Genomic DNA, 6,642 nt, shown 5'->3' on the forward strand with positions numbered 1-6,642 from the left:
CTTGTTGTGAGACTTGCTTTCCGGGTATATTGTTTATGTTTGTTAGAACAGACTCCAGGAAACGGTTAAGCCCGCCATAACGATAGCTACCATGCTCATCAGTTTGATAAGGATATTAAGGCTGGGACCTGAGGTGTCTTTGAAAGGATCACCGACTGTATCTCCTACTACCGTTGCCCGATGAACTTCGCTTCCTTTTCCGCCAAAGTTGCCTTCTTCTACAAATTTCTTGGCATTGTCCCAGGCGCCTCCTGCATTAGCCATGAAAATAGCAAGAACAAATCCGGAGGAAAGTCCTCCAACCAGCAGACCTATTACTCCCGGTACGCCGAAGATCAGTCCGGTAGCAATAGGAGCGATGATTGCCAGCAGAGATGGAAATACCATTTCATGCTGTGCTCCCCGGGTGGAAATTTGTACGCATCGGGCATAATCCGGTTCTGCTTTTCCTTCCAGAATACCTTTGATTTCACGGAACTGACGACGTACTTCTTCAACCATGTGAGCGGCTGCACGTCCTACCGCATTCATGGTCAGACCGCAGAAAAGGAAAGCCATCATACTTCCAATGAACATGCCGGAAAGTACTTTCGGATTCATCAAGGTAACATCATAATACATCATAAAGTCAGTGAAACTGGCTTCATGGATAGGAACCTGGATTCCGCCTGGAAGATCAAGAACCGTATTTCCCAGACGTTCCAGCCCGATACGGATTTCTTCAATGTAAGAGGCGAGCAAAGCCAGTCCGGTCAGAGCTGCAGAACCAATGGCAAATCCTTTGCCTGTGGCTGCAGTTGTGTTGCCCAGTGAATCCAGAGCATCGGTCCGTTTTCTAACTTCTTCTCCCAATCCGCTCATTTCTGCATTTCCTCCGGCATTGTCGGCAATCGGGCCATAAGCGTCGGTTGCCAGTGTGATTCCCAGAGTGGAGAGCATACCTACAGCTGCAATACCGATGCCGTAAAGACCCATGCCGATGTTTGAGAAGTCAAATCCGGATGCGAGCCAGTAAGAAAGGATGATTCCGGCTACGACGGAAAGTACAGGAATTGTAGTAGAAATCATACCCAGTCCGATTCCGGAAATAATCACGGTTGCCGGACCGGTCTTTCCGCTTTCCGAAAGCTTCTGCGTCGGTTTGTATGATTGTGAAGTGTAATATTCTGTGGAGCGGCCGATCACTATTCCTACAATCAGTCCGATAACAACAGCCAGTGACAGATTAATCCAGTTATTGATTCCCAGAAGCCAGAGGATCAGGAAGGTCGCAACGACAATCAGTGCCGAACTCAGATTGGTTCCAAATCCCAGGGCATTCAGCAAATCTCTCATACTGGCATCTTCCTTAGTGCGGACGGAGAAGATACCGATGATGGAAAGTACAATGCCTACTGCTGCAATCAGCATGGGGGCAATGACAGCTTTGAATTGCATTTCTGTGTCTCCGGTTCCAATGAATGTAGCAGCTCCTAGTGCTGCTGTTGCCAGGATGGAACCACAATATGATTCGTAAAGGTCTGCACCCATACCTGCTACGTCACCAACATTGTCTCCCACATTGTCAGCGATGGTGGCCGGGTTACGCGGATCGTCTTCCGGAATGCCGGCTTCAACTTTTCCCACCAGATCTGCTCCCACATCTGCAGCTTTGGTATAAATACCTCCTCCTACACGGGCAAACAAGGCCTGGGTGGAAGCTCCCATACCGAAAGTCAGCATGGTGGTTGTAATGATGCAAAGTTTGGATGTCGGATTCAAGGCATCAGCCGGGATGCACTTTTCAAGTAAGAGGTACCAGAAAGAAATGTCAAACAGGCCCAGTCCGACAACTACCAGTCCCATGACGGCACCACTTCTGAAGGCTACTCTAAGTCCTTTGTTCAGAGAATTGCGGGCGGCATTGGCCGTACGTGCAGAAGCATACGTTGCTGTTTTCATGCCCAGATATCCGGAAAGTCCGGAAAAGAATCCTCCGGTCAGAAAGGCTACCGGTACCCAATGATTCTGCAAATTGAATCCATACGCCATGACGGCGAAAAGGATAACCAGTCCGACAAAGACCCAGGTAACAACTTTGTATTGCTGCTTCAGATACGACATCGCACCCTGACGGACGTGCGAGGCAATTTTTGCCATGATGGGAGTACCTTCACTTTCTCTCATCATCTGTTTGTAAAAATAACCGGCCAGTGCCAATGCCAGCAGTGAGGCGGCCGGTACCATCCAGAATAAGTATGTTTCCATAAGATTTATGATTAAGTAGTTAATTCTCAAAGATAAGCAAGAACAATGGAAAAACGAAATGGTCTGCGCTAAAATAATGGAAAAATGCTTTAGAATATTTGTTTGTTCAAAAAGAAATATAATATGCTTTATAATTGTAATATTTATTCATTTCTACTTGATTTTATATCAATATGACTAAAAATTAAGGTGTATTATTTCTTATTGTGAATATCAATACTTATATTTGCCTCCGTTTGTAAAGAAAAAGATTGAAAACGATGATTTACGACATGGATATGTTGAAGGCATTCTATGCCTCTTATGCGGCCAAAGTAAATCTGGCTGCCGGGAAGTTGGGAAGACCCATGACTTTAACTGAAAAGATTTTGTATGCCCATTTATATGAAGAAGGCATTCAGACGATTTATCGGAGAGGAGAAGATTATGTCAATTTCCGCCCTGATCGTGTTGCGATGCAAGATGCTACGGCGCAGATGGCTCTGCTGCAGTTTATGAATGCCGGCAAGTCATGTTCAGCTGTGCCTGCTACGGTACATTGTGATCATCTGATACAGGCCTGTAAGGGAGTTGGCAGTGATCTGCCTGCGGCTTGCGAGGCCAATAAGGAAGTATATGACTTTCTGCGTAGCGTGGCCGAGAAGTATGGCATTGGCTTTTGGAAGCCGGGAGCAGGTATTATTCATCAGGTAGTGCTGGAGAATTATGCTTTTCCCGGAGGAATGATGGTAGGAACTGATTCACATACCCCGAATGCCGGCGGGCTCGGCATGATTGCCATTGGAGTCGGAGGAGCAGATGCGGTAGACGTGATGGCGGGAATGGAATGGGAACTCAAGATGCCGAAACTGATCGGAGTCCGCCTGACCGGACGTCTGAACGGATGGGCTTCTCCGAAGGATGTAATCCTGAAGCTGGCAGGAATACTTACGGTCAAGGGAGGAACGAATGCTGTAATTGAATATTTTGGCGAAGGTGCGTCCTCTTTGTCGGCTACGGGAAAGGCTACCATTTGTAACATGGGAGCTGAGGTCGGAGCCACTACGTCAGTTTTTCCTTTTGACGACGAAATGGATCGCTATCTCTGTGCTACCGGCCGTGAAGAGATTGCGGTATTGGCCCGTGCCAATGCTGCTTGTCTGAAGGCAGACCCTGAAGTTGAGGCCGATCCGGAAACTTATTACGACCGGATCATTGACATTAATCTGTCGGAACTGGAACCTTATCTGAACGGACCGTTTACGCCTGATGCAGCTTGTCCTGTATCAGACTTTGCGGAGAAAGTGAAAAAGAACGGCTACCCGCAGCGTATGGAGGTGGGGCTGATCGGATCGTGTACGAACTCTTCTTATCAGGATCTGAGCCGTGCTGCTTCCCTGGCCCGCCAGGTTAAGGCTAAAGGATTGAAGATGGCGGCTCCGCTGATCATCAATCCCGGTTCAGAGCAAGTGTATTGCACCCTGAAGCGTGATGGAATGATTGCGGATTTTGAAGCAGTGGGCGGAGTAATTATGACAAATGCCTGTGGTCCCTGTATCGGCCAGTGGAAGCGGGAGACAGACGATCCGGCCCGTCCGAATTCCATCGTGACTTCGTTTAACCGGAATTTTGCCAAACGTGCAGACGGCAATCCGAATACACATGCTTTTGTTGCTTCTCCGGAAATAGCCATGGCTTTTGCCATTGCTGGTGATTTGTGCTTTAACCCACTGACGGATACTTTGGTTGCTTCAAACGGAGAGCGGGTGAAATTGGATCCTCCTGTGGGAGAAACGTTACCTGTTGACGGGTTTACCGTGGATGACAACGGTTATGTAGCTCCTTCGGCCGACGGAGGAAAGGTGGAAGTCAGCATTCGTCCTGACTCCCGGCGCCTGCAGAAGCTGGAGCCTTTTGCTCCCTGGGATGGCAATGATTTTCTGGAGATGCCGTTGCTGATCAAGACACAGGGGAAATGTACGACCGACCATATTTCCATGGCCGGGCCGTGGCTGCGCTTCCGCGGACATCTGGAAAATATATCCGACAATATGCTGATGGGAGCGGTCAATGCTTTCAACTGTCAGACGAATCGGGTATGGAATCGTCTTTCCGGAGCTTATGAGGCCGTTTCTGCGGTGGCCAAGCAATATAAGGCACGAGGTATTTCCTCCATTGTCGTTGCAGAAGAGAATTATGGAGAAGGTTCCAGCCGGGAGCATGCTGCCATGGAACCCCGTTATCTGAACGTACGGGTTATTCTGGCAAAGAGCTTTGCCCGTATTCATGAAACCAATTTGAAGAAGCAGGGGATGCTGGCACTGACTTTCCGGAATAAGGAAGACTATGATAAGGTGCAGGAACACGACCGTATTTCTGTGCTTGGACTGAATCAGTTTGCTCCGGGAAAACCATTGTATGTTATCTTGAAACATCAGGACGGAACTACGGAAACATTTGAAGCCTTACATACTTACAATGAAATGCAGATCCGCTGGTTCAAGGCCGGGTCTGCCTTGAATACCATCCGTGCAAAGGAATGAACTTGTATCACTGAATAAAAGAACGAATGATGAGCAAAGTATATATAAAAGACGGACAGTTGTGTGTACCCGACCGGGTGACTGTTCCTTATATTGAAGGAGATGGCGTGGGAGCCGAAATTACTCCGGTGTGTCAGAGAATTGTAAACGCGGCAGTTGAACTGGCTTATCTGGGCAAGCGTTCCATCGAATGGAAAGAGGTGCTGGCTGGAGGAAAAGCTTTTCAGCAGACTGGAGAATGGCTTCCGGAAGCAACGATGGAAGCATTTCGTGAATATCTGGTCGGTATCAAAGGACCGCTTACCACTCCGGTGGGAGGAGGCATCCGTTCGTTGAATGTAGCACTGCGGCAGACGCTCGACCTGTATGTCTGCCTGCGTCCGGTCCGCTGGTTTCGGGGAGTGGTTTCTCCTGTCAAGGCTCCTGAAAAAGTCAACATGCATATTTTCCGTGAAAATACGGAAGATATTTATGCAGGGATCGAATGGGAACAGGGAACTCCTGAAGCCCGGAAATTCTATCAGTTTCTGCATGAAGAGATGGGAGTCAGCAAAGTGCGTTTCCCGGAGACTTCTTCATTTGGAGTCAAGCCGGTATCAGTGGAAGGAACCCGCCGTCTGGTCCGTGCGGCCATTGCCTACGCTGTTCAGCACAAGCTTCCTTCCGTGACTCTGGTTCACAAAGGGAATATTATGAAGTTTACGGAAGGAGGTTTCAAGCGCTGGGGATATGAAGTGGCTGAGACTGAATTTGCTTCCCAGACCTTTACCATGAATCAATATGAAAAAATAAAGGCGGAGCTGGGAGAGGAGTCGGCCAAGGCAGCAGTCGGCAAAGCGATCAATGAAGGAAAGGTTATTGTAAAAGACTGCATTGCGGATGCATTCCTGCAGAATACGCTGCTCATGCCGGAAGAATATTCAGTCATTGCTACCCTGAACCTGAATGGAGATTATATATCCGACCAGCTGGCTGCCATGGTGGGCGGCATTGGAATTGCTCCGGGAGCGAACATCAATTACCAGACAGGACATGCCATCTTTGAAGCTACTCACGGAACGGCGCCGAACATTGCCGGAAAGAATGTCGTTAATCCCTGTTCGCTTCTGCTGTCGTCTGTGATGATGCTGGAATATCTGGGCTGGAAGGAAGCGGCTTGCCTGATTACGGATGCCATTGAAAAGGCCTTTGCGCTGGGAGAGGCTACGCCTGATCTGGCACGTTTTATGCCCGAAGGGAAACCGTTGGGTACGGATGAATTCGGAAAACGCATCGTAGAACTGTTGTAAAAGAAAAGAATCATGAAGAAGGAATACATTGTATATAAGTTATCGGAATGTGCCAAACAGGCGTGCCGGATTGACAATGAACTTTTCACGAAGTTTAATGTCAAGCGCGGGCTCCGCAATGAAGACGGTACGGGCGTATTGGTCGGACTGACCAAGATCGGTAATGTCGTGGGATATGAGCGCACGGAAAAAGGACTGAAGCCGATTCCCGGAAAGTTGTTTTACCGGGGATATGATCTGGATGATATCGCTCATGCACTGCTGAAAGAAAAGCGGTTCGGCTTTGAGGAAGTGGCCTATCTGCTTTTGTCGGGCGAATTGCCGGACAGTGAGCAGCTGGACGCTTTTAAGGAACTGATCAATGACAACATGGCTCTCGACAAGAAAACAACCATGAACATTATTGATCTGGAGGGACAGAACATCATGAACATTCTGGCGCGGAGTGTGCTCGAAATGTACACGTTTGATCCCAATCCCGATGACATCTCACGTGACAACCTGATGCGTCAGTCCATTGAACTGATCTCCAAGTTCCCGACCATCATTGCTTATGCTTACAGCATTTACCGTCACAGCATGCA

At 48.3% G+C, this 6,642-nt stretch carries 4 protein-coding genes; 3 read left to right on the top strand and 1 reads right to left on the bottom strand.

Going from position 1 to position 6,642, the window contains the following annotated elements:
- Nucleotides 1-42 precede the first annotated feature (42 nt).
- Nucleotides 43-2,247 (bottom strand): sodium-translocating pyrophosphatase, encoded by a 2,205-nt coding sequence (locus tag BACCOPRO_RS04070; protein WP_008141198.1) that lies wholly within the window; start codon nucleotides 2,245-2,247, stop codon nucleotides 43-45.
- 260 nt (nucleotides 2,248-2,507) lie between these two features.
- Here BACCOPRO_RS04070 and BACCOPRO_RS04075 point away from each other — a divergent pair, with 260 nt between their 5' ends.
- The 3 genes from BACCOPRO_RS04075 to BACCOPRO_RS04085 all read left to right on the top strand — a co-directional run.
- Entirely contained in the window at nucleotides 2,508-4,769 is a 2,262-nt protein-coding gene (locus tag BACCOPRO_RS04075) for an aconitate hydratase (protein ID WP_008141200.1), read from the top strand.
- A 29-nt stretch (nucleotides 4,770-4,798) separates the two neighbouring features.
- Nucleotides 4,799-6,058 (top strand): NADP-dependent isocitrate dehydrogenase, encoded by a 1,260-nt coding sequence (gene icd / locus BACCOPRO_RS04080; RefSeq protein WP_040311161.1) that lies wholly within the window; start codon nucleotides 4,799-4,801, stop codon nucleotides 6,056-6,058.
- 12 nt (nucleotides 6,059-6,070) lie between these two features.
- Nucleotides 6,071-6,642, top strand: a 572-nt coding sequence (locus tag BACCOPRO_RS04085) for a citrate/2-methylcitrate synthase (protein WP_008141202.1), incomplete at its 3' end; no start/stop codon positions are given.

This window comes from Phocaeicola coprophilus DSM 18228 = JCM 13818 (genome assembly GCF_000157915.1).
Lineage (GTDB): Bacteria > Bacteroidota > Bacteroidia > Bacteroidales > Bacteroidaceae > Phocaeicola > Phocaeicola coprophilus.